The sequence below is a fragment of the Pseudomonas sp. GB2N2 genome (assembly GCF_054897705.1).
In genome coordinates, this window is the sequence record NZ_CM142701.1 from 5,396,489 (window position 1) to 5,419,999 (window position 23,511).

Below are 23,511 nucleotides of genomic sequence, written 5' to 3' on the forward strand. Positions count from 1 at the left end.
CGCTAGCCCTGCGCTCCCAGCGCGGCATGGCCCTGTTGGTCACCCTGGTGTTCCTGCTGTTGCTGACATTGATCGGCATTTCATCCATGCAAAACGCGACCTTGCAGGAAAAAATGGCCACCAGCGTGACCCTGCGCAACCAGTCGTTCCAGATTGCCGAAGCGGCGTTGCGCATCGGTGAAAGCGCGGTGCAAGTGAGTAACTACGCATTGGCGGTGTGCAGCGGCAATACGCAGTGCGCGCCGCCGGCCGAATCATCGACCGTCGCCGGCGCCGGATTCAATGCCACTTCGGGTGTGACCTGGATTGCGGCCGGTAACGGCGTCTATGGCGTACAAAACATCGGCACCACCTTGAACGCCGTGAATGTGCCGAGCAACACCTCTACGACGCTGTATCGGGTCACGGCCGTGGCCATCGTCGGCAACAACGTTCGCAGTGTGGTGGAGAGCATCTATGCCAAGTATTGATAGATGCTCCGGGATGTGGAGGATGTTTCTGGGCGTGGTGCTGGGCCTGTACCTGTCGGCTCCGGCGTATGCGTTCACGCCTTCAGAATCGCCCCTGCTGAGCGCTGCGGCGGTTCCTCCCAATGTGATGTTGTTGATCGATGATTCCGGGAGCATGAATAACATCATCTGGGCGTCGGGTTTCGATCCGACGGTCAACCGTCCGCAAATCGCCAATTGCAGTTCCAACAGCTCGTGTCTGAGCGGTCAGAACCTGGACATGGACGACACCAATATCTTCTTGTCGAGCCTCAACCGAGGCGGCTGTTCCACCAACGGCAACTGGTACGGCTTTTTTCGCGGCTTTTTGGGATTGTCGTCGATATGCCTGAAGCTGCCCGACCCGGTGGGCAATGAAAATACGCGTTACACGGCCAATTATCTTTCGTATTTGGTAAGCCAGGCAAATAGCCAGAGCAGGGACTACACCACAGGGGCAATCCCCAATGATTACCGGATAAACGTTGCAAAGGACGTTGCTACAGACCTGGTCACCGGTAATCGATCCCTGCGAATCGGTCTGGCGACCTTCAACCCTCCGAACAGCAGCAACTCCGGCCCCGGCGGTTTTATTGCCCGCGCGGTGAGTGATCTGTCTCCTGTCAGTGGCAGCGTCACGCAGGCTCAGGCGGATACCAGCTTCAATGCCCTGATATCGTCGATCAATAATTTGGGTGCGATTGCCAATACCCCGCTGGCAGAAACCTACTATGAGATCACCCGCTATATGCGCGGCATGGCGCCTTACTACAACTCGACGCCAGCCACCTACACCAGCCCGATCCAGTATCGCTGCCAGAAAAACTACGCAGTGGTGGTCACCGATGGCTTGCCGACCTTCGACCGGACGTTCCCCACTAACGATCCGCTTGGCGGAACACGCTTGCCAAATTGGGATGGCAATAGCGCGAACGATGGCGACAACCTCTCCGGTGATGGCGAAGGAGACACGCTGTATCTGGACGACATCGCCAAATTCGCCTTCGACATCGACATGCGTACCACTGGAACAGATGTAACCGGCAAAAACTGGAATGCGGTGGATTTCCCCAAGCAAAACATGAACACCTACACGGTAGGATTTACCGCGGCCAATCAGATGTTGTCCGACGCGGCTACCTACGGGCAGGGCAAGTACTACCAGGCCACGGACAGCGCCGGTTTGAATACGGCGCTGGCCTCTGCGTTGAGTGATATCACCTCAAAAGCCGGTTCGGGAGGAGGTGGCACCACGAGTGGTCCGATTGTCGGGGTAGGTTCGGCTTTTTACCAGACAACCTACGACCCCAAAGACTGGCGTGGCACCATCAAATCGTTTGGGTTCAACGCCAGCGGCGTGGTGAATACCGCCGACGTGCGCTGGACTACTGACACTGCCATCGTACCCGGTGTAGCGGCGCCGATTTACCAGTCGTGGAACAATGCGCCAATCTCATTGGCTTATACCAACTTCTCGACAGTGCAGCAGACCGTTCTGAGTCAGGGACTGCCCACTGGAATCACGGGCACCGATCTTGTGGAGTGGAGCAAAGGTACCAACAAAGCAGGTTTAAAAGTGCGCAGTGTGTTACTCGGAGACATCATCAACTCACCTTTGGTCTTGGCCTCGCCAACCGAGCAGACCGCAGCTGATCTGGTGAATGACAGCAGCTACAGTACCTATCTTGCCCTCAAAACCAACAATATGAACAGCAATCTGGTGGTCAATGCCAACGATGGTTTTGTCAGCGTCATCAATACGGCCAGCGGTGCAAGGCGTTACGCTTACATGCCATCCAGTGTGTTGCCATCGTTGCGCATCATTGCAGATCCCGGTTACATCAACGGCGTCGGTCACAAGTTTTTGGTCGATGGTCAGCTCGGCGTTTTCGACGCCCGGCTCGATAATGTCTGGAAAACTCTGGCTCTCGGTGGGACAGGTGCGGGTGGCAAGACGTTCTACGCGCTTCAGCTGTTTGACGCGTCCCCCAGTAACGCAATCAATGTGCTTTGGGAGATCAGCGCTCCTGTGCCGGTAAATCCAGCGAACGTTTTCAATGACCTGGGTTACGCCTACGCGCGTCCGGAAGTGGCGCGCTTAAACGATGGTCGATGGGCCGCGTTCATTGCCAACGGCTATGGAAGCGCGTTAGGTCTGGCGGCGTTGTATGTGGTGGATCTGCGCAACGGCTCATTGATCAAGAAAATCGTCGTCGACACCAAGGACACCAGCAACGGTCTGTCATCGGTGAAACTTAAGGTCAACTCGCAGAATGTGGTGCAGGCTGCCTACGGCGGAGATCTGAAAGGGCAGCTATGGAAGTTTGATTTGAGTTCCACCAGCACGGACAGCTGGGGTGTGGCGTTTTCCGGCAAGCCGTTGTTCACCGCCCCGGGCGGTGCATCCCAGCCAATTACCGCGCAGCCGTTGCTCGCGGACAATTCCCTGGGTGGCAAGGTTGTGTTTTTCGGCACCGGCAAGTTCAACGAGACTGTCGACAAGACTAGCAAAGACCTACAAGCGTTTTATGCAGTGTGGGACGCGGACGGTGGCTCGGGCCAGATCACCACAGCGAGTTTGCAGGCCCAGTCGATAACCAGCACGTTCTCGGGAGCGGCGGGGCAGTTCGTTACCACTAGCCAGAACGAAGTGACCTATCCGGCAGAGAAGGGCTGGTACCTGCCCCTGAGTTATAACGGTGTGTTGACTGGCGAGCGAGTAATCAATCAGGCCACCCTGTCGTTGGGCCGCATCCTCTTTACGACTGCTAGCGTGGACACCACTGACCCCTGCGCCAGTTTCGGTACCGGCAAGCTGGTCGCGCTCGATGCGTTCAGCGGTAAGATGCTCAACTATGCGGTGCTCGACACCAATAATGATGGTTTAGTCTCCATTCTTGACACAATATCCAGCGGCGTAATCATTTCCACCGGAATTCCGACGCTAAACGGTATCGTCAATGGAGGAACGATGGGTCAATTAACCGATTCCAGTGGTGGCATCAGACCGTTGCCGCTCGGGGCCAGCAGCGGCAGCGGCAGCCGTCGCATCATGTGGCGACAAATCCAGTAAGCGAGAGTTGAGGCATGCGCAGATCGAACCGAGGTTTTACCCTGATCGAAATCCTGATCGTGATTGCGATCATCGGGATCATCATTACCATCGGCTACCCGAGCCTCACCGAATATGTGAAAAAAGGCCGGAGAACTGAAGTGGCCGGTCTGCTTTCGGAGCAGGCGCAAATTCTCGAACGGTTTTACTCGAAGAACAATGTGTATACCGCCGCAGTCGGCCTGAGCGCTGGCAATGACTACTACACCATCGTTCAGACCCTGACCGATCAGACCTTTCTATTGACCGCCGCGCGCAAGGCCGGCAGCGCCATGGCGACGGACAAGTGTGGCGATTTCACCATCACCAATACCGGTGTCAGAAGCATGGTCGGTGCAACGGCTGGGCTGACCACCAAGGATTGCTGGGGTCGCTGAGTTTCTTTTTCGGGTGCCTTTTTCACCCTTTGTCTATCTAACGGTGGATCAGAGCATGACCATGCAACAACAAGTGGTGATTGTCGGCGGTGGTGTGATTGGCTTGCTGACGGCGTTCAATCTCGCGTCGCACGTACAGAGCATTGTGCTGCTGGACCGTTCGAATGTCGGTCAGGAATCGTCCTGGGCCGGCGGCGGCATCGTTTCCCCGCTCTATCCATGGCGTTACAGCCCGGCAGTTACTGCGCTGGCGCATTGGTCCCAGGATTTTTATCCACAACTGGGAGAGCGTTTGTTCGCCGCGACCGGGGTTGATCCCGAAGTGCACACCACAGGCATGTACTGGCTGGATCTGGACGATGAAGCCGAAGCGCTGGCCTGGGCTGTACGGGAAAACCGACCGCTGCGGGCTGTGGATATCTCGGCGGTGCATGATGCGGTGCCGGTCATGGGCAGCGGTTTTTCCCGGGCGATCTATATGGCTGACGTTGCCAATGTGCGCAATCCACGCTTGGTGAAATCGCTCAAGGCGGCTCTGCTGGCATTGCCGAATGTGATGATCCATGAGCAGTGCGAAGTCAGCGGGTTTGTTCGTGAAGGCGAAAAAGTCGTCGGCGTGCAGACGTCGGCGGGCGTTATCCAGGGTGATCAGGTGGTTCTGACGGCCGGTGCCTGGAGCGGTGATTTGCTCAGAAACCTGGGGCTGGAACTGCCGGTCGAACCCGTCAAAGGGCAGATGATTCTTTACAAGTGCGCGGCGGACTTCCTGCCAAGCATGGTGTTGGCCAAGGGGCGGTATGCGATTCCGCGTCGAGACGGGCACATTCTGATTGGCAGCACGCTGGAACATGAAGGCTACGACAAGACACCGACCGAATCGGCGCTTGAGAGTCTGAAAGCGTCGGCGGTGGAATTGATTCCAGCGTTGGCGGAGGCCGAGGTGGTCGGGCATTGGGCCGGGCTGCGACCGGGTTCACCCGAGGGGATTCCCTATATCGGCCGGGTGCCGGGGTTCGACGGGTTGTGGCTCAACTGCGGACATTACCGCAACGGTCTGGTGCTGGCGCCGGCGTCGTGTCAGTTGTTTGCGGATGTGATGCTGGGCAGGGCGCCGATCATTGATCCGGCGCCATATGCACCGACCGGCAGGATCTGATCGCGGCGCCTGTCAGATCGCTATCGCTGGCAAGCCAGCTCCCACAGGTTTTGCGTCGATCACGATATTTTCCATCGACGCAAACCCTGTGGGAGCTGGCTTGCCAGCGATGGCGTCCTTCAATCCAACCCGAATTTCTTCAGTCGATAGCGCATCGACCGAAACGACAAATTCAATCGCTGAGCCGCCGCCGTGCGGTTCCAGCGGGTTTCCTCCAGCGCCTGGAGGATGAGTTTGCGTTCGACGTTATCCAGATAGACTTCCAGATTATCAATCTGCGTCAGGTCCGGCACGCTGCTGTCGGCGGTGCAATTGCCTTCAGCCAGGCGCAGGTCGCTGGCTTCGATCTGTTTGTTTTCACACAGCGTGTGAGCCCGTTCGAGCATGTTCTCCAGTTCCCGCACATTGCCCGGAAAGCGATAGCTTTTCAGCGCCTCAAGGGCTTGCGGGTGGAGTTTCGTTGCAGGCTGGCCGGCGGCGAGGCGCTTAAGCACATGACTGGCTAATGTCTCGATATCGTCGCGGCGTTCGCGCAAGGGCGGAACCCGCAGTTCGATGACATTCAGCCGATAGTACAAATCCTGACGAAAACGTTCGGCAGCGACTTCGGCGTCGAGGTCTTTGTGGGTAGCGCAGAGAATGCGCACATCGACCACCGTTTCCTGTTGCCCGCCGACGCTGCGAATGGCTTTCTCCTGGATCGCCCGTAACAGTTTGACTTGCATTGCCAGCGGCAGATCGGCCACTTCGTCGAGGAACAGCGTGCCGCCATGGGCCGCCTGGAACAGGCCGGGCTTATCTTCGATGGCACCGGTGAAGCTGCCTTTGCGATGGCCGAAAAATTCACTTTCCATCAGCTCCGACGGGATCGCCCCGCAGTTCACCGGGACAAATGGCTGATGGGTACGCGACCCTTGTTCATGGATCAGTCGCGCGACCAGCTCTTTGCCGCTGCCGGATTCGCCGCTGATGTACACCGGCGCCTGGCTGCGCGCCAGTTTGTCGATTTGTTTGCGCAAGCTGCGCATGGGCAACGAGTCGCCCAGGAGCCGACGATCAATAGTGACGCCTGGCGCCGGCATGCGCAGGGCGCTGCTGACCAGTTCGCGCAGGCGAGTAAGGTCCACCGGTTTGGTCAGGAAGTCGAAGGCACCGGCCTTGAGGGCGTTGATCGCAATTTCGAGGCTGCCATAAGCGGTGATCATCGCCACCGGAAGTTGGGGGTAACGTTGTTGAATGTGTTGCACCAGCTCAAGACCGGTGCCATCCGGCAGGCGCATGTCGGTCAGGCACAGGTCGAACGTCTCGCGTTTCAACAGGGCCTGGGCCTCGCCAACGTTGCGAGCGCTGAAGGTGTCGAGTTTCATCCGCCCCAGGGTGATTTCCAGGAGTTCGCGGATATCCGGTTCGTCGTCGACGATCAGGATTTTTTGCCGTGGGCTCATGTTCAAACTTGTTTCCGTCCGTGAGCAAAGGTAATGCGAAAGCAGCCGCCGCCTTGGCGTGGCTTGAAGTCTAGGCGGGCCTGGTTGCTTTCGCACAATTCACGGGACAGATAAAGTCCCAGTCCGGTGCCCTGGGCGCTGGTGGTGAAGAACGGTTCGAACAAATGCCCGCGTTGATCCGGCGCCACGCCGGCACCATCGTCCAGCACCTCGATGATCGGCAGCTGGGTATCGGGATCGACGAATAATGCCAGCCAGACCTGCGCCTGATCGTGGAGTTGAGCGCTGTGGCGCCAGGCGTTACGCAGCAGGTTGTCGAGAATCTGAGTCAGCTGGTTTGGATCCATCAGGGTTTTGAAGTCGCCTGAATCGATACGCAGGTGAATCTGTTGGCGCTCGAGCGCACTTTCGCGGCTCTCGGCAACGAACCGTTCCAGCCAAGGCTCCAGATCGAGGCGCTGCGCTACGGTTTGCTGGCGACGAGACAGTTGCAGGACGTTTTCAATGACCCGATTCATGCGCTGAGAGTGGTCTTGAATAATCTGGGTCAGACGGCGGTCCGCGCCGTTGAGTTCCTCTGATTCCTGCAACAACTGGGCGGCATGACTGATGGCGCCCAGTGGATTGCGTATTTCGTGGGCGATGCCGGCGGTCAGGCGGCCAAGGGCGGCGAGTTTCAACTGTTGCGCCTGTTGGGAGATTTGCGCGAGGTCTTCAAGAAACACCAGGGTCTGTTGCTGTGGGCGTTGGTCCAGGGCAATGAAACTCGGTTGCAGCTCCAGGCCGTTGCCGCTGATTTTCAGGCTTTGGGGACGCAGCGTCGGGTTGTTCAGCCACAGTTGCAGGCGTTCGACCAGCGTCGGTGAGCAGTCATCGATCCGCTGGCCTTCAAGCGTGTCCCGGCCCAGCAAGGTCAAAGCGCTGTGATTGGCGAGTTGCACTCGCCGCTGGTCGTCGAGCACCAGAATGCCGGTGCGCATGCGTTGCAGGATCAGCGCATTGAGCACTTCGAGGCCCACGACTTCGCTGGCCCGTTGTTCGGCGAGTGTTTCGCTGACTTCCAGGCGCTGGATCAGCCCTTGCACCAGCAGTGCTGCAGCAAAGCACAACGCGCCGAGCGTGCCGACTTGCAGGTAATCATTAGGGCTGGCGGCGTGGCTGAAACTCAGGAGGAAGCTCAGCCCGACAATGCCGAGCGCGCCGATAGCGGCAATCAGCAGCCCGATGCGCCTTCGCAACATCGCGTTGCTGATGGCTACCGACAGCACCAGCAAGTTGCCAATGGCACTGGCGACACCGCCGGCGGCATAGAACAGGCCGCACAGCAGCAGGACATCGATCAGCGCCAGGCTGAACAATTGCGCCGGACGGCGAGTGTTCTCGAGGAACACCACCAGCAAAATGTTCAACACCAGATACAACCAGCTGCCACTGCGCAGCAGGTCGTCATTGGTGAAGGTCAGCAACTGGTTGTCGAGGTTGCTGGAGATCAACAGCACCAGGGTGATGCCGACGCTCAGACGGTAGAGATGATAGAGACGCAGCAGTCGCTGGGCTTGTTTGCTACCAGGACTGGATGTCTCAGCGAGCACTGGAGCCCGGGCCCTGCTCAAGGTGAGCCTGGCTGCAATACCACTGTTGTTGAAGACTCAGTGCGCGATCGCGGGGCAGGTGAACGCCGCAATGGGCACAGCGGACCATCGGCGCTGCTTCCAGCTCGGCAGAGGATTTGGGCACGGAAGCCTGACCCTTGAACTTGCGCCAGAACCATACCGCAGCGGCAATCAGGGCGATCCAGAACAATAAACGAAGCATGGCTAGCTGCTTTATGGCGAGAGATCCAGCAGTTTAGCCAAGGACATGACGGCCGCACAGCGATATCACACTACAAAACCTTGTAGGAGCGAGCTTGCTCGCGATGGACGTCAACGATCATGCGTACTGTCTGGATGAACGCGTGATCGTTGACGTTTTTCGCGAGCAATCGAGCGTCGACCGGCTGCTCCTACAGGGGCGGATCGATCAGTCGAACACGCCGAAGGTCATGAAGCTGAACCACGAACGGTCGCTGTTGTTGCCTTCCGCTTCGTGCTGCTCTTCTTCGATCACGTCGCCATTTTCATCTTTAGGCTTGAGATCGCTCGGAATCGCGTCTTTCGCGTCCTGGAATTGCTTTTGCACGTCCTGGTTGGCGCGGGTTTCGCCCGGCGGCAGCGGCGGACGGGACTCGATCAGGCCCAGGGTCGCCTTGCTCAACCACGAACGGTTGTCGGCTTCAGCCACCGAAGGCACGAACTGACCGTCCACCAGGCTTGGGTGGTTCGGGTAGTTGAGCTTCAGGGTTTCGAGGCTGGTGTTGGCCAGTTCGTCCAGGTGCAGACGCTGGTAGGCCTCGGTCATCACTGCCAGGCCGTCACCGACCGATGGGGTTTCCTGGAAGTTTTCCACTACATAACGACCACGGTTCGCGGCGGCGACATAGGCCTGACGGGTCAGGTAGTAGTCGGCGACGTGAATCTCGTAGGCCGCCAGCAGGTTGCGCAGGTAAATCATGCGCTGCTTGGCGTCCGGCGAGTAGCGGCTGTTCGGGAACCGGCTGGTCAGCTGGGCAAACTCGTTGTACGAGTCGCGGGCAGCACCCGGGTCACGCTTGGTCATGTCCAGCGGCAGGAAACGCGACAGCAGGCCGACGTCCTGGTCGAAAGAGGTCAGACCCTTGAGGTAGTAGGCGTAATCCACGTTCGGATGCTGTGGGTGCAAACGAATGAAACGCTCGGCGGCAGACTTCGCAGCCTCTGGCTCGGTGTTCTTGTAGTTGGCGTAGATGAGCTCGAGTTGAGCCTGGTCAGCATAGCGACCGAACGGATAACGCGACTCCAGCGCCTTCAGCTTGGCTGTGGCGGCGGTGTAGCTGTTGTTGTCCAGATCTTGCTGAGCCTGCTGGTACAGCTCGACTTCGCTAAGGTTTTCGTCTACGACTTCCTTCGATGAGCAAGCAGCGGTCAATGCGAGGATGGCGATCAGCAGCAGGTGTTTCACTTGCATGGCGGCTTGCGTCCCTATGACGGCCGCTGTCTTGGGCGGGGCCGTCCTGTTATGATGAGCGCCCCGTTGAATAGCCTCGGGGCAAAAGACGCCGTATTTAACCACAAGCGCGCAGCCGAAACCAAAGGCTGTGCCGACGCCTAGTCCGAGCATGTCCGATAAAATTGAACTTCGCGCAGAGGTGCCGTCCGAATTGGGCGGCCAACGCCTCGATCAAGTCGCCGCACAATTATTCGCTGAGCACTCGCGCTCGCGCCTTTCCGCCTGGATCAAAGACGGCCGCCTGACTGTGGATGGGGCGGTAATCCGCCCGCGAGACATCGTTCACGGTGGCGCCATTCTTGAGCTGACTGCCGAGCAGGAAGCTCAGGGCGAATGGATCGCTCAGGACATCGAGCTGGACATCGTTTATGAAGATGACGACATCCTGGTGATCAACAAACCCGCGGGCCTGGTGGTGCATCCTGCCGCCGGCCACGCGGATGGCACCTTGCTCAACGCCTTGCTGCACCACGTGCCGGACATTATCAATGTGCCCCGCGCCGGTATCGTGCATCGCCTGGATAAGGACACCACCGGTTTGATGGTGGTGGCCAAGACCATTCAGGCGCAGACGCAGCTGGTTACACAGTTGCAGAGCCGCAGTGTCAGCCGGATCTACGAATGCATCGTGATCGGCGTGGTAACGGCGGGTGGCAAGATCAACGCGCCAATCGGTCGGCACGGCCAGCAACGCCAGCGCATGGCCGTGATGGAAGGTGGCAAGCAAGCCGTCAGCCATTATCGCGTGCTCGAGCGTTTCCGCTCCCACACTCACGTGCGGGTGAAGCTGGAAACCGGTCGTACCCACCAGATTCGCGTGCACATGGCTCACATCAACTACCCGTTGGTCGGAGATCCTGCCTACGGCGGTCGTTTCCGCATTCCGCCGGCAGCGAGTGTAACCATGGTCGAATCGTTGAAAACGTTCCCGCGTCAGGCCCTGCATGCGCGGTTCCTGGAGCTGGATCACCCGACGAGCGGTAAGCGCATGAGCTGGGAATCGCCACTGCCGGACGACTTCGTCTGGTTGTTGACCCTGCTCAAGCAAGACCGCGAGGCGTTCATCGGATGAGTGACTGGCTGATTCCCGACTGGCCAGCGCCTGCCGGGGTGAAAGCCTGCGTCACCACCCGTGCGGGCGGCGTCAGTCTGGCGCCGTTCGACAGCCTCAACCTCGGCGATCACGTCGACGACAACCCTGAAGCGGTTGCCGAGAATCGCCGTCGCCTCACCGATCATTTCTCGATTCAACCGGCCTGGTTAAAGCAGGTTCACGGTATAGCCGTGGCCCACGCGGACCCAGGCGTTACGGCGACCGCCGACGCCAGTTGGACCGAAACCCCCGGAATTGCCTGTGCGGCGATGACCGCCGATTGTCTGCCGGCACTGTTTTGCGACCGCGCCGGCACTCGCGTCGCGGCGGCCCATGCCGGCTGGCGCGGGTTGGCGGCAGGTGTGCTCGAAGCGACGCTCGATACGTTGGCCGTTCCAGCAGAGGAAGTGTTGGTGTGGCTGGGTCCGGCGATTGGCCCGCGAGCCTTTGAAGTCGGCCCGGAAGTCCGGGAAACTTTCATCGAACAATTGCCTGGGGCCTCCAGAGCTTTCGTTCCAAGCGAAAATGCCGGCAAGTTCTTGGCCGACATCTATGAGCTGGCGCGTTTGCGTCTGGCAGCTCGTGGCGTCACTGCTGTTTACGGTGGCGGTTTTTGCACCGTGACCGATCCCCGCTTTTTTTCTTACCGCCGCAGTCCTCGCACCGGTCGGTTTGCCTCCCTTATCTGGCTTTAGTGCCCTGTCTCACGAAGTCTGTTCCTTTTTGGCGGCGTCTGTTGTCGTCATGCTGCGTTGCCGCTCCTCGCCATAGCGAGCTATGACTCGTCGCGGCGCCTTACCTGCCGGCAACAGCCACGCGTCAAAAGAGGAACGCCTTCATGAAACAGGGCACACGCTAGACTCCCCTGATCTGCATCAACGTCTCGACGCTTGAAACTCTCAGAATCGACCGCATCTATAACGGTATCTGGCAGGTTTCTTCATTCAGGATGTTTTATAGGTCCGGCCTGCTCAAAAGGAAGGTGACCCATGCGTATAGATCGTTTAACCAGCAAATTGCAGTTAGCTCTATCCGACGCCCAATCGCTGGCCGTCGGCCTTGACCATCCCGGCATCGAGCCGGCGCATTTGATGCAAGCCATGCTTGAACAGCAGGGTGGTTCGATCAAACCCCTGTTGATGCAGGTTGGTTTTGACGTCAACAGCTTGCGTAAAGAGCTGACAAAAGAGCTCGACCAGCTACCGAAAATCCAGAACCCCACCGGCGACGTGAACATGTCGCAGGACTTGGCGCGTCTGCTCAACCAGGCGGATCGTCTGGCCCAGCAGAAGGGCGACCAGTTCATTTCCAGTGAGCTGGTGTTGCTCGCCGCCATGGACGAGAACAGCAAGCTCGGCAAGTTGTTGCTCGGCCAGGGTGTGAGCAAGAAAGCCCTGGAAAACGCGATCAACAACCTGCGTGGCGGCGAAGCAGTGAATGACGCCAACCACGAAGAATCGCGCCAGGCGCTGGATAAATACACTGTCGACCTGACCAAGCGCGCCGAAGACGGCAAGCTCGATCCGGTGATTGGTCGCGACGACGAAATTCGCCGGACCATTCAGGTGCTGCAACGCCGGACCAAGAACAACCCGGTGCTGATCGGCGAGCCTGGCGTCGGTAAAACCGCAATTGCCGAAGGCCTGGCCCAACGGATCATTAACGGCGAAGTGCCGGATGGCCTCAAAGGCAAGCGCCTGTTGTCGCTGGATATGGGCGCGCTGATTGCCGGTGCCAAGTATCGCGGTGAATTTGAAGAACGCCTGAAATCCCTGCTCAACGAACTGTCGAAGCAGGAAGGGCAGATCATTCTGTTTATCGACGAACTGCACACCATGGTCGGCGCCGGTAAAGGCGAAGGCTCGATGGATGCGGGCAACATGCTCAAGCCAGCTCTGGCTCGCGGTGAGTTGCATTGCGTCGGCGCGACCACGCTCAACGAGTATCGCCAATATATAGAGAAGGATGCGGCGCTCGAGCGGCGTTTCCAGAAAGTGTTGGTGGATGAGCCGAGCGAAGAAGACACCATCGCCATTCTGCGTGGCTTGAAAGAACGCTACGAGGTTCACCACAAAGTGGCGATCACCGACGGCGCGATCATTGCCGCGGCCAAGCTCAGCCATCGCTACATTACTGACCGGCAGTTGCCGGACAAGGCCATCGACCTGATCGACGAAGCCGCCAGCCGTATCCGCATGGAAATCGATTCCAAGCCGGAAGTGCTGGACCGTCTGGAGCGTCGTCTGATTCAGCTGAAGGTGGAATCCCAGGCGCTGAAAAAAGAAAGCGACGAAGCGGCGATCAAGCGCCTGGAAAAACTCCAGGAAGAAATCGTTCGTCTCGAGCGGGAGTATTCGGACCTCGAGGAAATCTGGAACGCGGAAAAAGCCGAGGTTCAGGGTTCTGCGCAGATCCAGCAGAAAATCGAACAGTCCCGTCAGGAACTGGAAGCCGCCCGCCGTAAAGGCGACTTGAACCGCATGGCCGAGCTGCAATACGGGGTGATCCCGGACCTGGAGCGCAGCCTGCAGATGGTCGACCAGCATGGCAAAAGCGAGAACCAGTTGCTGCGCAGCAAGGTGACCGAGGAAGAAATCGCCGAAGTCGTGTCGAAGTGGACCGGCATTCCCGTGTCGAAAATGCTCGAAGGCGAGCGCGACAAGCTGATGAAGATGGAAAGTCTGTTGCACCAGCGCGTGATCGGTCAGGACGAAGCGGTGATCGCGGTTTCCAATGCGGTGCGCCGTTCGCGAGCCGGGTTGTCCGACCCGAATCGTCCGAGCGGTTCGTTCATGTTCCTCGGCCCGACCGGTGTCGGTAAAACCGAGCTGTGCAAGGCGCTGGCCGAGTTCCTCTTTGATACCGAGGAGGCGATGGTGCGGATCGACATGTCCGAGTTCATGGAGAAACATTCCGTGGCTCGACTGATCGGTGCGCCACCAGGCTACGTGGGCTACGAAGAGGGCGGTTACCTGACCGAGGCGGTGCGTCGCAAGCCTTATTCGGTGATCCTGCTGGATGAGGTCGAGAAGGCCCACCCGGATGTATTCAACATCCTCCTGCAAGTGCTGGAAGATGGCCGCCTCACTGACAGTCATGGCCGTACGGTGGATTTCAAGAACACCGTGATCGTCATGACGTCCAACCTGGGCTCGGTGCAGATCCAGGAACTGGTCGGTGATCGTGAAGCGCAGCGTGCAGCGGTAATGGACGCGATTTCCACGCACTTCCGGCCGGAGTTCATTAACCGGGTCGACGAAGTGGTGATCTTCGAGCCTCTGGCGCGGGATCAGATCGCAGGCATTACCGAGATCCAGTTGGGTCGTCTGCGCAGTCGCCTGACCGAACGGGAGCTGAAGCTGGAACTCAGCCCGGAGGCCATGGACAAGCTGATCGCAGTCGGTTACGACCCGGTCTATGGCGCGCGGCCGCTGAAACGCGCGATCCAGCGCTGGATCGAAAACCCGCTGGCGCAGTTGATTCTGTCGGGTCGGTTCATGGCTGGCGATACTGCCAAAGGCACCGTGGTCAACGACGAAATCGTCTTCGTCTGAGCCCCTGTTGTAGGCGCGAGCTAGCTCGCGATGGTCGTTAACGATGACGCCTGCTTCCTGGATAAGCGCGGTGTCGTTGAGTCCTTCGCGAGCAAGCTTGCTCCTACAGAATATGTACGTGAACGGAAGGCCTCGCATCGCGAGGCCTTTTTTTCGTCAGGTTGTTGAACTGAAAGGAAAAGGCTTGTAAAGTGCGCCCCGCAGTAAGTCGCCCGGAAGGGTTTCTGCTTCCCAAGCAGGAATCTGAATTAAGTTGCAAATCATTAACTTGAATGCAATTTAAGGGGTTGACAGAGGTGCTTAAGATTGTAGAATAGCGCGCCTCAGACACACGAACGCAGCGATGCGAACGGGTCGAAGAGGTGAAGCAAGCTTCACAGTTGCAAATTGAAATATGTAGTTCCGTGATAGCTCAGTCGGTAGAGCAAATGACTGTTAATCATTGGGTCCCAGGTTCGAGTCCTGGTCACGGAGCCAATTTCAAACCGGGGTATAGCGCAGTCCGGTAGCGCGCCTGCTTTGGGAGCAGGATGTCAGGAGTTCGAATCCCCTTACCCCGACCATTTTTGGGTCGTTAGCTCAGTTGGTAGAGCAGTTGGCTTTTAACCAATTGGTCGTAGGTTCGAATCCCACACGACCCACCATTTTTGAAACCAGTTAACGCTGGGATCAGATCTTAAGATCAGAGGCCAAAAGCGCTGATCGAAGAAGGCGACTGTAAAGGTCGCCTTTTTTTTACCGGGGTATAGCGCAGTCCGGTAGCGCGCCTGCTTTGGGAGCAGGATGTCAGGAGTTCGAATCCCCTTACCCCGACCATATTAAAAATCCTCGTATCGAAAGATACGGGGATTTTTTTTGCCTTTGATAAAGTGAATCACTTCAAGTCATCGTACAACTTGCCGATAACGAAGCCACGGGGCCTGCCGCAACAACGCCCCAACTCCCGGCCACTACAAGAAAAAGGCACTCGTTATGTTGCTTCGTCAGTTGAATATCGCTCCTCGGGCAGCTTTGGGGTTTGCCTTGATCGCCGTGTTGGTGGCACTGCTCGGAATGTTTGCCCTGGGGCAAATGTCGAGCATTCGCGAGAGCGAGGTCGCGGTGGAGAAGCAATGGCTGCCAAGCATCCGCGGCGGTGACGAGATCCGCGAGCTGATGCTGCGCATCCGCACCATTTCCCTGCGCATGGCTTTGGATCAAGACCCGAAGAATATTCCGACCTACCGCGGCCAGATGGATACCCGCGATACGGAGCTGAGCGAAAAAATCGCGGCTTACGATCAGTTGGTCAACACCGCCGAAGGCCAGGCCTTGTATGACCAGTTCAAAACCACCTTCGCCGCTTATCGCGCCGGCATCGCCCAGTCGTTCACCCTGGCAGAGCAGGGGCGTCGTGATGAATTGACCAAACTGCTGCTGATCGACATGAAGACCGTGGTCGACGGTTCCGGCAAACAGCTTAATGACCTGGCAGACCTGTTCGCCAAACAAGTCGCCATCGAAAGCCAGAAATCCGCAGCGCACTACGAAACCTCGCGCACCATCGTCAGCCTGTTCATTGCTCTCGCGGCGCTGGCGACGGTCGGCCTGGCCATGTTGCTGACGCGCAGCATCGTCCGTCCCCTGAATGAAGCACTGAGCGCGGCGGAAAGCGTGGCTCAGGGCGACCTGACCCGGCCGATCGCCACCCATGGCAACGACGAAGTGACCCGTTTGCTCAAGGCGCTGGCGACCATGCAGCAGAACCTGCGGGAAACGCTGCAAGCCATCAGCGGTTCGGCCACGCAACTGGCCACGGCGGCGGATGAGTTGAACGCGGTCACGCTCGACAGCACCCAGGGCTTGCAACAGCAGAACAACGAGATCGAGCAGGCGGCCACCGCAGTCAACGAAATGACCATCGCCGTCGAGGAAGTGGCACGGAATGCGGTGTCGACTTCCGATGCCACCCGTCAGTCCAGCGAATCGGCGCATCTGGGACAAGAGCGGGTCGGTGAAACCGCCAGCGCCATCAGTGCCCTGTCCAGCGATGTGCAGCACACCGGTGAACTGGTGCAGTCGCTGGTCAATCAGTCTCAGGACATCGGCAAAGTGCTGGATGTGATTCGGGCCATCGCCGAGCAAACCAACCTGTTGGCGCTCAACGCGGCGATCGAAGCGGCGCGCGCGGGGGAGAGTGGTCGCGGTTTTGCGGTGGTGGCCGATGAAGTGCGTGCCTTGGCCCATCGCACCCAGCAATCGACTCAGGAAATCGAACAGATGGTTCAGGGCATGCGCAGCGGTTCGAGCCTGGCGCTGGACTCCATGAACGCCAGCGTATCTCGCGCAACCAGCACGTTAGCGCTGGCCGAGCGCGCCGGTGAAGCGTTGCAGACCATCACAGCGTCGGTTCACGAGATTCACGAGCGCAACCTGGTGATCGCCAGTGCCGCGGAAGAACAGGCGCAAGTGGCTCGAGAAGTGGATCGCAACCTGGTGAACATCCGCGACCTGTCGGTGCGTTCCGCCACCGGTGCCGATCAGACCAGCGCATCCAGCCATGAGCTGTCGAAACTGGCCAATGCGCTGCAAGGCATGGTTCAGCGCTTCCGGGTGTAAATTCGCCAGACGTAAAAAAGCCGCGCTTTCCTAGGGGAAAGGGCGGCTTTCTACTGTGTGGCTTAGGCGCCGTCTTGATCTTTCAAGTGCTCAAACAAGCCTTTTGGCATTTTCTTGCCGTTGGCTTCGTAGTTGGCTTTCACGTTATCGAACGCTTCTTGCTCGTCGATGAAACCGTCATGGTTGGTGTCGATCTTGTCGAAGTTGGACTTCGGCGCGACTTTGAGGAATTCGGCGCGGGAAACCTTGCCGTCGCCATCGGTGTCGGTTTTTGCCATCGAGGCATCGCCACACTTGCCTTCACCGCATTTGCCTTCAGGGGTCTTCACCACTTGCGCGGCCGAGGCCAGCAGGTAGCCCTGAGTCAAAGGCTGCGAAGCGAAAACCGAGCCAGTCAACATCATGCCGCCAGCGAGTACGGCGCCGAGCAAACCGATAGTGTTCTTGGTAGTACGGGACATTTGAAATCTCCTGGGTTGCACGACACAACCGTTCGATAAAGGACGCCACGCAAGTGCGGCGATAACCAGAGCGGGCGGGGTGCCTTGCTCGGATGTGGCCATTTAACGGTCAGGGTGTATCGCTACTGTGTCGCGCAGGGGGGAGTTTGTAAGCGAAGGGGCGAAATGGCCGGGGGAGATACAGTGAGACACAGATCTTCGGGTGGTTAATTAAAAATGGGGAGCGAGCCTGCTCGCGAAGGCGGTTTGTCATTCAACATCGATGTTGAATGAACTGACGCTTTCGCGAGCAGGCTCGCTCCCACAGGGGATTTGCGTTTAGTGGAGTTTCAGTCGCGGCTCGGTCCCGCGCCCGATCTTGCTGCCCAGCATCAGCATCGCCGTGCGGAATGCGCCATACAGCGCCATCTGGTGCATGCGGTACAGCGACACATAAAACATCCGCGCCAGCCAGCCTTCGAGCATCACGCTGCCGGTCAGGTTGCCCATCAAGTTACCCACAGCCGAAAAACGCGACAGCGAAATCAGCGAGCCGTAGTCGGTGTACTTGTACACAGGCAGCGGTTTGTTTTCGATGCGCAGCTTCAGCGACTTGGCCAGCAACGACGCCTGCTGATGCGCAGCCTGGGCACGCGGCGGCACGTTGCGATCGGTGCCCGGTTGCGGGCAGGCTGCGCAGTCACCGAAGGCGAAGATGTTCTCGTCGCGGGTGGTTTGCAGGGTCGGCAGCACTTGCAGCTGATTGATGCGGTTGGTTTCCAGGCCATCGATGTCCTTGAGGAAACCCGGCGCGCGAATCCCGGCGGCCCAGACCTTGAGGCTGGCGTTGATCACTTTGCCATCGGCGGTGATCAGGCTGTCGGCCGTCACTTCACTGACCGCCGAATTGGTCATGACATTGACCCCGAGTTTCTCCAGGGTTTTATGCACAGGCACGCCAATGCGTTCCGGCAACGCCGGCAACACCCGCGGACCGGCTTCGATCAGGGTGATGTGCATGTTTTCCGGTTTGATCCGGTCCAGACCGTACGCCGCCAATTCATGCGCGGCGTTGTGCAGTTCGGCGGCCAGCTCGACGCCCGTGGCACCGGCGCCGACGATGGCCACGCTGATCTGTTGCACCACATCCGTTTGCCCGGCGTGCGCCCGCAGGTAATGGTTGAGCAATTGCTGGTGGAAGCGCTCGGCCTGTTTGCGGGTGTCGAGGAACAGGCAGTGCTGCGCCGCGCCCTGGGTGCCGAAATCATTGGTGGTGCTGCCGACGGCGATCACCAGCGAGTCGTAAGCCACTTCACGCGCGGGCACCAGTTCCAGGCCGGCTTCGTCATACGTGGCGGCCAGCTGGATTTTCTTCTGCGCGCGATCAAGCCCGCTCATGCGCCCCAGCTGGAACTCGAAGTGGTTCCATTTCGCTTGGGCGACATAGTTGAGTTCGTCTTCGGAAGAGTTCAGGGAACCTGCCGCCACTTCGTGCAACAGCGGTTTCCAGATGTGGGTCAGGTTCGCGTCAACCAGCATCACACTGGCCGTGCCGCGCTTGCCCAGAGTCTTACCCAGACGGGTAGCCAACTCCAGACCGCCGGCGCCGCCGCCAACGATGACAATACGATGAGTCATGGGGATATCTCGCAAGGCTAAAAGAAATCGGTGCGATTACCCGAGCGAGCGCGAGGCGGCTCATAGCGTCAGGTAACTGATAAATCGGCTCAGCAGGCCCAGGCCAATGGTCACTGCCAGTACCACCACGAGGAGCATCCACGGCCGGAAAGGCCGGCGCTCGACTCGGTGCTGGGACAGGTGCAGGTATTCTTCGACATTCTTCTGGTCGTCGGGGTTCAGGCGGCTGGTCATATCGGGCCTCGTCAGGGGTAGACGTTGCTGAATGTGTGGAAGCTACACGCGGGCTGCTGATCAACACGTCAGCCCACATTGAACGGAGCATAGCCGCTGTCGGGAATTGGCTCGACACTGACCGTATCGTCCAGGCGAATGATTCCACTTTGTAACACTCGGGCGGTGATTCCGCCATGTCCGCGAACGGCCTGAAAGGTCCCTGGGCCGAGGTTGTTTTGCAGGCGTGCGCAAGGCTGGCACCAACCGGTGGTTTCAAAAATCGCCTGGCCGATCCGGAAGCGTCGGCCCTTGAGGCTGAACAGATTGATCCCGCTGACGACGATGTTGCGGCGCAAATCTTCAGGCGAGACGGGCCGGCCCATCAGCGAGCTGATCACGGGCAGATGCTCCCACTGAATCAGCGTCACCTGCCGTGCATTGCGTACACCGGGACGGGCGCGATCACCTGTGAGGCCAGCTTCCAGCCGCGCTTCCACCGCGTCCAGTTCGATCATTGGCACATGCGGTTCCGGGCGCACGCCGATCCAGCGCACGCGACCGGTTTGCGGGACTTCGGCAATCAGTTCCTGCAATGGGCTCACAGGCTGATCCCGACATCGAACACGATGCTGCGGCCCAGGTTGCTGCGCAAAAAGTCCGGCGCATCCGGGTGGGCGAACAGCACGCGGGCGAACGTCGGTCCGACCAGCGACAACGAGCGCCAGCCCTGGCGCAAGTATTCGGTGGGCGGCGGGAAATGGCTGTTGAGGTCGAGCACTTCGCGCTTGAGGCTGGCGAAGGCAATGATGTCCAGCTCGCCAAGGTCCATGCCGCGCTCTTTGTAGTTGTGGGCTTTTTTACGCAGGGTCGGCGCCAGTCTCAGGAGGAATTCATTGGCTGGAATGCGCTTGGGTTTGGCTTCGCGGCGCACCAGTGAACTCAGGGAAAACGCACTGCGCCGCCGTTGCAGCTCGTCGCGCCATTCATCGTTGAGGCGCCGACCCTCGTCGAGGACGAAAAACACTTCGAAATTCGCCTCGCGAAACAACACGTCCGGCGGCTCACCGGCCGGGGCGAATTCGTCGACGCGGTAGGGAATGTTCAGCCCTTGCAGCAGGCGCTGGCACACCCAACGCTCACGCTCCCATTTGCGGGCATTGGAGAGAAACGCGTTGGCTTGCTCGGCCGCAATGGTCAGCAGGCGTAAATAATCTGAGTCATCCATAGGCCCAAGCTTAGCGTTCAAATGCGTTCGCAAAGAAGACAGTTTGTCGGAGAAGGTCAAAAGCCTTCCGAAAAATTCCCTCACCCGGCGCCCGGTTCCGGGCATTGCACAAAACGGATAGCGATCTGCGCACAGCAGATTTACCGTGCCCAACGGGTCTGCGCGCAACCCTGCCGAGTTCGGGGTGTGCCGGTTCATTGCCGGGCTAGGCATTGGCGGGGTGATGCCCAACGTGGTGGCGCTGATGATTGAATACGCGCCAAAGAAAATCCGCGGCACGCTGGTGGCAATCATGTTCAGCGGTTACTCCGTGGGCGGGATGCTTTCGGCCGGCCAGGGCATCGGCACCCCCGTGTTGCAACTGTTCCGCGAAAGGCGTGCGTTGCGCACGCTAGTGGTGTGGCTGGCGTTTTTCTGCTGCCTGCTGATGGCCTATGCCTTGAGTCCGTGGCTGCTCAAGCTCATGGCCAGCACTGCTTTCCTGTGGGAGCGAGCCTGCTCGCGAAGGAAGTCCATGCAACGCGTTCATTCAGACAGCACGCGTTTTCGTTGACGTCCATCGCGAGCAGGCTCGCTCCCACAGGGGCGGTGCGTATGATCGGGAAACAACCGAAGCCCAGGCAAACCCCGGTGTAGACTCAAACCCATCCTGAACCGGCAAAAAGCGGAGCCCACATGATCGGCGCCGAATTACTCACCTCCGAATCCCTCACCCTAGGATGGCTGATCTACATCCCGATTCTGATCTGGGCCATCGCTCGCGCCCCGTGGGTCGAACTGTTTAGCGACCGCCGTCGCCAGCACCTGCTCTTCGGCACCGTGTTCGCACTCTTCATGCTCTGGCTGGTAAGACGGGATTTCGACACCGGCGTGTCGTATCACTTCCTCGGAATCACCGCCGTCACCCTGCTGCTGGACTGGCCGATGGCAATCGTCGGCGGACTGGTCGCGCAAGCAGGTCTGGTATTGCTCGGACGCCAGGATCTCGCGGCAATGGGTGTCAACGGCGCGTTGTTCATCCTGTTACCCGTGCTGGTCACCGAATGCTGCGCCATCCTCGTCGAGCGCGCGCAACCGCGAAATCCCTTCGTCTACATCTTCGTTTCGGGATTTTTCGCCGCCGCGCTCTCGGCCCTGCTGTGCCTGTTATTGGCCCTGTGGCTGCTGTGGTTCGACGAGATATTCGCCATGCCCTATTGGCTGGAAGACTTCATCGGTTACCTGTGGCTGATCATTTTTCCGGAAGCGTTCATCAACGGCATGGTGGTCAGCGCGCTAGTGGTGTTCTGCCCGGAATGGCTGGAGACCTTTAACCGCACGCGCTATCTTTCGGCACCCTGGAAAGACGACGATCCAAATTCTTGATCCTGCATGCGGACCTGATTCGCGGGATCAATGGCGGGGTTCGAAGTCTTCGCTGAACAGATCATCCTCGGCATCCGGGCTCACCGGAATCTTGTGTTCTTCCGAGGCCCAGGCACCCAGGTCGATCAGTTTGCAGCGATCCGAACAGAACGGTCGGAAGGTGCTTTCGGCGTTCCATTCGACAGGGGCGCCGCAGGTTGGGCATTCGACGGTTGGGGTTTGGCTCATGACTGGCCTCCACGCAAAGTAAGGTAAAAGTGATGCAGGCGTTCGACCTCGCTGTGCAGCCAGGCGAGGTCGCGGTCGTTGACCACTACATCGTCGGCATGGCTCACGCGATCCTGACGGCTGGATTGGACCTTGAGGATTGCCTGGACCTGTTGCTCGCTGGTCTGGTCACGCTGCAGGGTGCGTTCGATCTGTAGCTGTTCGGGCGCATCGATCACCAGCACTCGCTGGGTCATTGCGTACTGCCCGGACTCGATCAGCAGTGGCGAAACCAGAATCGCGTAAGGCGATTGTGCTTGGCCCAGGTGTTCGACAATTTCCCTGGCGATCAGCGGATGCAGCAACGCTTCGAGCCAGCGACGTTCCTCCGGCACTTCGAAGATCAGCGTGCGCAACGCCGCACGATCCAGTTGGCCGTCGGCTTGCAAGACGCCGGGGCCGAAATGTTCGGCGATCTGCGCCAGCGCCGGACGGCCCGGTTCCACCACCCAGCGCGCCGCATGATCGGCATCGATCACGTGCACGCCGAGGTCGATGAAGTGCTGGGCCGCGGCGCTTTTGCCACTGCCGATGCCGCCGGTCAGGCCGAGAATCCAGGGTTTTTCCACAGGGGTATTCATTTCAAACCGACAAACTGCCAATAGAAGTCGGTTATTTGACCACCCCAGAGCAAGGCAATCCAGCCGGCAATTGCCAGATAGGGTCCGAAGGGGATCGGGGTCGAGGTTTTCGCGTCGCGCAGCCGCAGCAAAATCACGCCGATGACAACGCCGACCAGCGACGACAGGAGGATCGTCAGCGGCAAAATCTGCCAGCCGCCCCAGGCGCCCAGCATGGCCAGCAGCTTGAAGTCGCCGTGACCGATGCCGTCCTTGCCGGTAATCAGCTTGAACAGCCAGAACACCGACCACAGCGCCATGTAGCCGACAATCGCGCCCCACAGTGCCTCCTGCAACGGCACGAACAACTCGAAGCTGTTGACGATCAATCCCAGCCACAGCAGCGGCAACACCAGAACGTCCGGCAGCAATTGATGCTCGGCGTCGATCAGGCTCATCGCCAACAGGCCCCAACTCAACACCAGCACCATCGCGGCCGGCCAACCGAAACCGAAATGCCAGGCAATGAACGCCGACAGCAGGCCACAGGCCAGTTCGGTCAACGGGTAGCGTTTGCTGATCGGCGTCGCGCAGCCTGAGCAGCGCCCACGCAAGCACACATAGCTGAGCAGCGGAATATTCTCCCAGGCGCGGATCCGGTGCGCACAGTGCGGGCACTGCGAGTGCGGCAGCATCAGGTTGTAGGTTGGCAGCGGTGTTTCGCCGGGCAAACCGAGAATCTCACAGGCCTGCAATCGCCACTCACGCGCGAGCATTTTCGGCAGGCGCCAGATCACCACGTTGAGGAAGCTGCCGACCAGCAAGCCGACCACCAGCGCAAGGACGACAAAGGCCAGCGGGTAGACCGTCAGGATTTCATTCAAGGGCAT

20 protein-coding genes, 4 tRNA genes and 3 pseudogenes are annotated in these 23,511 nt (G+C 59.0%); 15 read left to right on the forward strand and 12 right to left on the reverse strand.

What is annotated here, in order from left to right:
- Positions 1-26: 26 nt before the first annotated feature.
- The 4 genes from ACYZT4_RS25045 to thiO are packed head-to-tail and all read left to right on the forward strand — an operon-like array spanning position 27 to position 5,133.
- Positions 27-470 (forward strand): pilus assembly PilX family protein, encoded by a 444-nt coding sequence (locus tag ACYZT4_RS25045; protein ID WP_461988797.1) that lies wholly within the window; start codon positions 27-29, stop codon positions 468-470.
- The gene (locus ACYZT4_RS25050; RefSeq protein ID WP_461983586.1) at positions 457-3,561 is read left to right on the forward strand and encodes a pilus assembly protein; all 3,105 of its coding nucleotides are present in this window, start codon (positions 457-459) and stop codon (positions 3,559-3,561) included. The genes ACYZT4_RS25045 and ACYZT4_RS25050 overlap by 14 nt, the downstream gene beginning before the upstream one ends.
- A gap of 14 nt (positions 3,562-3,575) precedes the next feature.
- Complete coding sequence (locus tag ACYZT4_RS25055; protein ID WP_461983588.1) at positions 3,576-3,977, forward strand: type IV pilin protein; 402 nt, start codon at positions 3,576-3,578, stop codon at positions 3,975-3,977.
- A gap of 55 nt (positions 3,978-4,032) precedes the next feature.
- Positions 4,033-5,133 (forward strand): glycine oxidase ThiO, encoded by a 1,101-nt coding sequence (gene thiO / locus ACYZT4_RS25060; protein ID WP_461983589.1) that lies wholly within the window; start codon positions 4,033-4,035, stop codon positions 5,131-5,133.
- 119 nt (positions 5,134-5,252) lie between these two features.
- On the opposite strand, the gene ACYZT4_RS25065 is transcribed toward thiO, so the two are convergent.
- The 4 genes from ACYZT4_RS25065 to ACYZT4_RS25080 form a co-directional block, all read right to left on the reverse strand.
- Complete coding sequence (locus ACYZT4_RS25065; RefSeq protein WP_461983591.1) at positions 5,253-6,578, reverse strand: sigma-54-dependent transcriptional regulator; 1,326 nt, start codon at positions 6,576-6,578, stop codon at positions 5,253-5,255.
- Between the two features lie 2 nt (positions 6,579-6,580).
- Positions 6,581-8,170, reverse strand: a complete 1,590-nt coding sequence (locus ACYZT4_RS25070) for a sensor histidine kinase (protein WP_461983593.1) — start codon at positions 8,168-8,170, stop codon at positions 6,581-6,583.
- The gene (locus ACYZT4_RS25075; protein WP_461983594.1) at positions 8,160-8,393 is read right to left on the reverse strand and encodes a PP0621 family protein; all 234 of its coding nucleotides are present in this window, start codon (positions 8,391-8,393) and stop codon (positions 8,160-8,162) included. The genes ACYZT4_RS25070 and ACYZT4_RS25075 overlap by 11 nt, the downstream gene beginning before the upstream one ends.
- A 207-nt stretch (positions 8,394-8,600) precedes the next feature.
- Complete coding sequence (locus ACYZT4_RS25080; protein WP_461983596.1) at positions 8,601-9,623, reverse strand: outer membrane protein assembly factor BamD; 1,023 nt, start codon at positions 9,621-9,623, stop codon at positions 8,601-8,603.
- Between the two features lie 151 nt (positions 9,624-9,774).
- Between ACYZT4_RS25080 and rluD the strand changes: the two genes are divergently transcribed.
- From rluD to ACYZT4_RS25125, 9 genes and pseudogenes are all read left to right on the forward strand, one after another.
- On the forward strand, positions 9,775-10,737 hold the full coding sequence (gene rluD, locus ACYZT4_RS25085; RefSeq protein WP_461983598.1) for a 23S rRNA pseudouridine(1911/1915/1917) synthase RluD: 963 nt from the start codon (positions 9,775-9,777) through the stop codon (positions 10,735-10,737).
- Positions 10,734-11,453: a peptidoglycan editing factor PgeF gene (gene pgeF, locus ACYZT4_RS25090; protein WP_461983600.1), complete on the forward strand. Its 720-nt coding sequence runs from the start codon at positions 10,734-10,736 to the stop codon at positions 11,451-11,453. Before rluD ends, pgeF begins: the two co-directional genes overlap by 4 nt.
- A 294-nt stretch (positions 11,454-11,747) precedes the next feature.
- Positions 11,748-14,312 (forward strand): ATP-dependent chaperone ClpB, encoded by a 2,565-nt coding sequence (clpB, locus tag ACYZT4_RS25095; RefSeq protein WP_461983601.1) that lies wholly within the window; start codon positions 11,748-11,750, stop codon positions 14,310-14,312.
- A gap of 401 nt (positions 14,313-14,713) precedes the next feature.
- Positions 14,714-14,789, forward strand: a tRNA-Asn gene (locus ACYZT4_RS25100).
- 9 nt (positions 14,790-14,798) lie between these two features.
- A tRNA-Pro gene (locus ACYZT4_RS25105) sits at positions 14,799-14,875 on the forward strand.
- Positions 14,876-14,880: 5 nt separating this feature from the next.
- Positions 14,881-14,956, forward strand: a tRNA-Lys gene (locus ACYZT4_RS25110).
- A 95-nt stretch (positions 14,957-15,051) separates the two neighbouring features.
- Positions 15,052-15,128 (forward strand) — tRNA-Pro (locus tag ACYZT4_RS25115).
- A gap of 156 nt (positions 15,129-15,284) precedes the next feature.
- Positions 15,285-16,007: pseudogene (locus ACYZT4_RS25120) on the forward strand (MCP four helix bundle domain-containing protein); the annotation flags it as partial.
- A 303-nt stretch (positions 16,008-16,310) separates the two neighbouring features.
- A pseudogene (locus ACYZT4_RS25125) lies at positions 16,311-16,910 on the forward strand (methyl-accepting chemotaxis protein); the annotation flags it as partial.
- 62 nt (positions 16,911-16,972) lie between these two features.
- Here the strand turns inward: ACYZT4_RS25125 and ACYZT4_RS25130 are convergent.
- From ACYZT4_RS25130 to ACYZT4_RS25150, 5 genes are all read right to left on the reverse strand, one after another.
- Positions 16,973-17,371, reverse strand: a complete 399-nt coding sequence (locus tag ACYZT4_RS25130; protein WP_461983603.1) for an HvfA family oxazolone/thioamide-modified RiPP metallophore — start codon at positions 17,369-17,371, stop codon at positions 16,973-16,975.
- A 318-nt stretch (positions 17,372-17,689) separates the two neighbouring features.
- Positions 17,690-18,988 carry an NAD(P)/FAD-dependent oxidoreductase gene (locus ACYZT4_RS25135; protein WP_461983605.1) on the reverse strand — a complete coding sequence of 433 codons (1,299 nt, stop codon included), beginning with the start codon at positions 18,986-18,988 and terminating at the stop codon, positions 17,690-17,692.
- Between the two features lie 60 nt (positions 18,989-19,048).
- A complete protein-coding gene (locus ACYZT4_RS25140) occupies positions 19,049-19,222 on the reverse strand; it encodes a DUF3094 domain-containing protein (RefSeq protein WP_461983606.1) in 174 nt (57 codons plus the stop codon).
- Positions 19,223-19,290: 68 nt separating this feature from the next.
- Positions 19,291-19,806, reverse strand: coding sequence for an MOSC domain-containing protein (locus ACYZT4_RS25145; protein WP_461983608.1), 516 nt, complete (start codon positions 19,804-19,806; stop codon positions 19,291-19,293).
- Positions 19,803-20,429 (reverse strand): DUF1780 domain-containing protein, encoded by a 627-nt coding sequence (locus tag ACYZT4_RS25150; protein ID WP_461983610.1) that lies wholly within the window; start codon positions 20,427-20,429, stop codon positions 19,803-19,805. Before ACYZT4_RS25150 ends, ACYZT4_RS25145 begins: the two co-directional genes overlap by 4 nt.
- A 133-nt stretch (positions 20,430-20,562) precedes the next feature.
- Here ACYZT4_RS25150 and ACYZT4_RS25155 point away from each other — a divergent pair.
- Positions 20,563-20,910: pseudogene (locus ACYZT4_RS25155) on the forward strand (MFS transporter); the annotation flags it as partial.
- A 194-nt stretch (positions 20,911-21,104) separates the two neighbouring features.
- On the forward strand, positions 21,105-21,794 hold the full coding sequence (locus ACYZT4_RS25160) for an energy-coupling factor ABC transporter permease (protein ID WP_461983611.1): 690 nt from the start codon (positions 21,105-21,107) through the stop codon (positions 21,792-21,794).
- 27 nt (positions 21,795-21,821) lie between these two features.
- Here the strand turns inward: ACYZT4_RS25160 and yacG are convergent, their stop codons facing one another.
- The 3 genes from yacG to ACYZT4_RS25175 are packed head-to-tail and all read right to left on the reverse strand — an operon-like array spanning position 21,822 to position 23,511.
- Positions 21,822-22,022 (reverse strand): DNA gyrase inhibitor YacG, encoded by a 201-nt coding sequence (gene yacG, locus ACYZT4_RS25165; RefSeq protein ID WP_461983613.1) that lies wholly within the window; start codon positions 22,020-22,022, stop codon positions 21,822-21,824.
- Positions 22,019-22,642, reverse strand: coding sequence for a dephospho-CoA kinase (gene coaE / locus ACYZT4_RS25170; protein ID WP_461983614.1), 624 nt, complete (start codon positions 22,640-22,642; stop codon positions 22,019-22,021). Before coaE ends, yacG begins: the two co-directional genes overlap by 4 nt.
- Complete coding sequence (locus ACYZT4_RS25175) at positions 22,639-23,511, reverse strand: prepilin peptidase (RefSeq protein ID WP_461983616.1); 873 nt, start codon at positions 23,509-23,511, stop codon at positions 22,639-22,641. The genes coaE and ACYZT4_RS25175 overlap by 4 nt, the downstream gene beginning before the upstream one ends.

Bases quoted from the DNA above. Each gene is read 5' to 3' on its own strand.
- ACYZT4_RS25045 (WP_461988797.1), top strand. From the start codon at position 27: ATGGCCCTGTTGGTCACCCTGGTGTTCCTGCTGTTGCTGACATTGATC.
- ACYZT4_RS25050 (WP_461983586.1), top strand. From the start codon at position 457: ATGCCAAGTATTGATAGATGCTCCGGGATGTGGAGGATGTTTCTGGGC.
- ACYZT4_RS25055 (WP_461983588.1), top strand. From the start codon at position 3,576: ATGCGCAGATCGAACCGAGGTTTTACCCTGATCGAAATCCTGATCGTG.
- thiO (WP_461983589.1), top strand. From the start codon at position 4,033: ATGACCATGCAACAACAAGTGGTGATTGTCGGCGGTGGTGTGATTGGC.
- ACYZT4_RS25065 (WP_461983591.1), bottom strand. From the start codon at position 6,578: ATGAGCCCACGGCAAAAAATCCTGATCGTCGACGACGAACCGGATATC.
- ACYZT4_RS25075 (WP_461983594.1), bottom strand. From the start codon at position 8,393: ATGCTTCGTTTATTGTTCTGGATCGCCCTGATTGCCGCTGCGGTATGG.
- ACYZT4_RS25080 (WP_461983596.1), bottom strand. From the start codon at position 9,623: ATGCAAGTGAAACACCTGCTGCTGATCGCCATCCTCGCATTGACCGCT.
- rluD (WP_461983598.1), top strand. From the start codon at position 9,775: ATGTCCGATAAAATTGAACTTCGCGCAGAGGTGCCGTCCGAATTGGGC.
- pgeF (WP_461983600.1), top strand. From the start codon at position 10,734: ATGAGTGACTGGCTGATTCCCGACTGGCCAGCGCCTGCCGGGGTGAAA.
- clpB (WP_461983601.1), top strand. From the start codon at position 11,748: ATGCGTATAGATCGTTTAACCAGCAAATTGCAGTTAGCTCTATCCGAC.
- ACYZT4_RS25130 (WP_461983603.1), bottom strand. From the start codon at position 17,371: ATGTCCCGTACTACCAAGAACACTATCGGTTTGCTCGGCGCCGTACTC.
- ACYZT4_RS25135 (WP_461983605.1), bottom strand. From the start codon at position 18,988: ATGACTCATCGTATTGTCATCGTTGGCGGCGGCGCCGGCGGTCTGGAG.
- ACYZT4_RS25140 (WP_461983606.1), bottom strand. From the start codon at position 19,222: ATGACCAGCCGCCTGAACCCCGACGACCAGAAGAATGTCGAAGAATAC.
- ACYZT4_RS25150 (WP_461983610.1), bottom strand. From the start codon at position 20,429: ATGGATGACTCAGATTATTTACGCCTGCTGACCATTGCGGCCGAGCAA.
- ACYZT4_RS25160 (WP_461983611.1), top strand. From the start codon at position 21,105: ATGATCGGCGCCGAATTACTCACCTCCGAATCCCTCACCCTAGGATGG.
- yacG (WP_461983613.1), bottom strand. From the start codon at position 22,022: ATGAGCCAAACCCCAACCGTCGAATGCCCAACCTGCGGCGCCCCTGTC.
- coaE (WP_461983614.1), bottom strand. From the start codon at position 22,642: ATGAATACCCCTGTGGAAAAACCCTGGATTCTCGGCCTGACCGGCGGC.
- ACYZT4_RS25175 (WP_461983616.1), bottom strand. From the start codon at position 23,511: ATGCCCTTGAATGAAATCCTGACGGTCTACCCGCTGGCCTTTGTCGTC.